Below are 4,398 nucleotides of genomic sequence, written 5' to 3'. Positions count from 1 at the left end.
TCGTTGGATCCTTTGGATCTGGCAAGTATGGTTTGTAACCTGGTACATCTGGAACAACTGGTTTACCTGGTTTGGTTGGATCATCTGGATCATTTGGATACGGCACTTCTGGTGTTGATGGGAAGTTTGGATCGTTTGGTGTCTCTGGTTTTGGAACCAATTTTCCAAGTGGGTTGTAAGTAACAGTTTCTTTAAGATTTTCCTCAGTGACTGTCTTAGCTTCAACACGTGCTTTATCAGCGTAGTAACCTGACAATCCTGGTGTTTGAACTGCATCATAGTTAGCCTTATTCGCTACCCATGATTCATTAGGGTTAAGAACTGTACCTGTCACCTTATCAAGTTTTAAGGTACGTGTCCATTGTGCATTTTGATCATTGTCAGCTGGGGCAGTTGCCTTACCGTCTGATACCACATAATGAACAGTTGATGTTACATCTTTCTTCCATTGATTTTCCGCAGGGTATTTAGGACTTTCTGGATCATTTGGATTGATTGGATCTGTTGGATTATGTGGATCGTTTGGTCCAACTGGAGTTTCACCGTGTTCTAGTCTAACTACGAATTCTTGATCAATGTTTTCATCATCATCAAATTTCTTTTGATCTGCAGTCGAGTTTGTAAATCCATCTTCTACAAGCTTGTAACCCTTATTAACAAAATCAGCAATCTTAGTTGCAGTTGAGTAGTCAATAGCTTCACCTGATTTACCTTCAACTTCATCTTTTGCTAATTCCTTATTATTAGCATTTGTATCAATGTATTTGACAATAGCTTTTTGTTTTACTTTTTTATAGACAACAACTGTTTCATAGACACCCAAATCAGATTTGGCTACAATATTACGCCAATAAGTTTCTGATACGGTACGTCCACCAGCTTGAGCTTCAATAAGCGTTTCTGGTGCATTACTTGAATCATAAGTCACTGAAACTGAATCAGCTTTAGCCCCAACTTTTAATTCTGGGACATTAGTTGACTTGATTTCTGCTGTATATCCTTTAATAGTTGGTGAAGTAACGGTTCCATAATTATATCTACCTGAATTTGTTCCGTCTTCTTTCCAGCCTGTATCAGCTATGTTATCTCCATCAATATCAGAAATGTGATACTTCGCTTTACTATAAGCTGCTAAGAATTCATCACCATTTCTGACACTTGAATTTTTCAAAATCTCTTTGAATTCCTCTTGGTCAATAGAGACATCCAAAGTACGCTTCCAATCTGATGACTGGATAACATCTTTAACTGGATTTCCGTCTTTGTCTAGTTTAACTGGAGTTCCATCTTCGTACACATATTTGATGATATTTTTATGAACACCAGTCGGGTTGATTTTAGAACCATTTGATACCCAAATATTTTGGCGGTTATTACCAACAGGGTCAATACCATAGATTCTATCTGTAGCACTTACCCCTCCAGAAGAAGATCCTGTTTGAACAGATGCAGCGTTAGCAGGTTGTATATTTGGTCTTCCACTTTGGAACCCAGCAATAGATGCGGAGCCAGCCTGGATATTAGTCCAAACAGAACTTTGTTTATTTTTAGTTTGGCTATCCTTACCATCTTTATTCATAGAATAGACGGTATAAGTTCCAACAGTAGAGCCACCGTTCTGGCTAGCTGGACCATTAAATTCTACTCTATTGCCAGAAGCTTCTGAATTACCTGAGATATAAAGGATGTTCCCTTTTCCGATATCCTGTGGGTTGTTCCCTTGAGGAATAGATGGTGGTAATTTACCAGTAATTTCCCCTGCTGATGTACCATCTGATTTTGTGTATCTCATAAAGGAAACATAAAGTGGATTGTTGAACTGGAAGAAGGTATTTGAACTATTACCTAGCGCCACAGATATCAACTCCGCATAGAAGTTGGTATTATCATCTCGGATATCTACGATAGAACCTTTATTAGCTTGGAATAATGGTTGATCCTTTCGGCCATTTTCAGAACCAAGTGAAATGACATCATCCCAGTCATTATCATAAGTGATTTTTGTCTTAACATCCGTATACGTACGGTCATCCATTTGCACACGGAAAGTCGCGAAGTCATCTACTAAGATCTTACCATTTTCATTTAGACCGATATAGTTGTACCCATTGTAACTACCTGAAGGTGTCTTAGTATCCTTATTTTTACCTTTACCTACTGAATGGAAGGTATTTGTCGAATGTTTACCAAAGGCTACTCTTGAGTCATTACCGAAATCAAGCGCAACACCACGTCCCTTGTTTTCAAAGCGAACTTTTGAATTTTGACCTGTGACAAGTTCTGAGTGATTACCCATCATAATACCGTCACGACCGTTAAACTCAAATGTTCCTTCTTCGCCAATAAGAACTCGGCTAGGGCCATTTTTACGACCAGTGTTACCTGCACCGTAACCACCGAAACGCTCCGTATCGTTAACGTTATCCCCTGGACGGTTTATACCAATTGAAATACCTTGACCGATACTAGTATTTAGGACTAACTTAGAGCCTTTACCAGTTTCTACGGTACCACTATCAGCCATGAAAATACCAGCATTATGGTAGCGAGCATTATCAGTTCGGTTGTCAGTATTCATATTGATAGTAAGACTAGCTTTATCTTCTACACTGACTTTAGCTCCACTTTCAAGAGTAATAGCATCCCCTTGAGAAGAGCGATTAAGCGTTAAACTAGCTCCCTCAGCAACTGTTACAGATTTAGCAGAGTGAATATTTGACTCACGACGTTGATCTGAGTGACCAGCAGCTCCGACATTCCGTTGTACGTGTTGAGTTTGACCATTTGCAGCTTGATAACTGTCACTAACTGTTGAAGTTGTATTTCCTTTGATAACAACATTTGTGTTACCACCACCACCATAAAGCGATGACCCAACACTTGTCACGTTTTCAAAGGTAACAGTATTTGATCCACTAGTTCTTGATAAATCAATTGAACCTTTAGAATTAGCAGTCGCTATTTTAAGATTTTTAAGATTTAGTTCCCAGCTAGCTCCAGTCAACCCCAAAGTGTGTGACAAGAGTTCAAGACGAGCATTGTCATCTTTACCTTTGATAGTAACTGGACGAGACGGTGCACTAATAGTAGTTCTACGATCTACAGAACCAGGAGTTGGTCTGTCTGTGTTACCATTGTCACCTTGAGCTACGACATCACCATTTACAGTGATTTCGTTGACATTTCCATCCTCTAAGGCTGAAACAAACTCACTCCAATTTGATACTTCACGTTTATTTTCTGAAGTAGCTCGACGTGTACGTGTTGAACGGCGGGCTTCAGCTGGAGCTGGAGCTTTATCAGTAGACTTATCATCTTTTTCAGCAACTTCAGCTTTACCTTCAGTTGTTTTTGCCGTATCTTCACTGGATTGCTTAGCTGATTCTTCTTTATCAGCTTTTGGCTTTTCAGTTGTAACTTGTTCAGAATCTGAAGAAACTTCTGGTGTTTTTCCCGTATCTTCGATTGATTCTTTAGCTGATACTTCTGATTTCTCAGATTTTGGACTTTCTGGTGCACCTTTTTCAGAATCTGAAGAAACTTCAGTTGTTTCTGGTGTTACAACAGTTTTATCAGCTACTGTTGATTTTGAATCGGCAGTTTCTGGTACTACGGATTCAGATGCCCCATTTGAACTACCTGAATTTGCAGATAATACAGAAATCGGTAAAGTTTGTGTAACTTTAGCCTCATCAGCACTAGCGACCTGTCCGCTCAAAAAGAAGGCGGTTCCCAAAAGAACAGATGCTAAGCCAAAGCTATACTTTCTCAAAGAAAATCGTTGGCGTTCATTAAAATGAAACTTCATATTATTAATCCCCTTTTTAATTTTTCTGTATTTAATATATCAATATATCTATAAAAATCAAGTGTTAGCGCTTACTTTTTACTAAAATTTATTTTTTTAAAATTAAATTCACTAATAATTCGATTTTAAGACAGAAAGTTATCTATTTTTTGTGTAAACTGAATTGTTTTAACAAATTCCTTTCCAGTGACACTTTCTAAACTCTACTATAACGGATCTATCACTTTTGTATTTCTACAACTTATTTTATAGTATTTAAATAATTTTTTAGTATCTTTTACTTAGATGGAAGTGTTTGCCTATGACTTTTGGAACAAATCTTTATCTTACTTTATTTTCAATTTAGTTGCTTAGTTTTAAACAAGCAGCTATAAAAAAATGGAGAAGACATCAATTGTCCTCTCCAGATGTTATACTAGACTAAAATCAAAAAGCACTATATAATAATGATATGAAATCAACTAAAGAAGAAATCCAAGCTATCAAAACACTTTTAAAAGACTCTAGTACAGCTAAATATCATAAATGCCTTCAAATCGTTCTATTTCGTCTGATGGTCAAGTCTTATAAAGAGATTATAGAGCCTCTAG

1 protein-coding gene and 1 pseudogene are annotated in these 4,398 nt (G+C 37.4%); one reads left to right on the top strand and one right to left on the bottom strand.

What is annotated here, in order from left to right; genetic code table 11:
* The coding region (locus tag ADI86_RS09760) for a mucin-binding protein (protein ID WP_053092728.1) at positions 1-3,808 on the bottom strand (3,808 nt) is incomplete at its 3' end.
* A 451-nt stretch (positions 3,809-4,259) separates the two neighbouring features.
* Between ADI86_RS09760 and ADI86_RS11840 the strand changes: the two are divergent.
* Positions 4,260-4,398: pseudogene (locus tag ADI86_RS11840) on the top strand (IS630 family transposase); the annotation flags it as partial.

It is taken from the genome of Streptococcus pseudopneumoniae, assembly GCF_001074975.1.
GTDB lineage: Bacteria > Bacillota > Bacilli > Lactobacillales > Streptococcaceae > Streptococcus > Streptococcus pseudopneumoniae_D.
The sequence above is the reverse complement of the archived record's forward strand: the minus strand, read 5'-3'. Positions and strand labels throughout refer to the sequence as shown.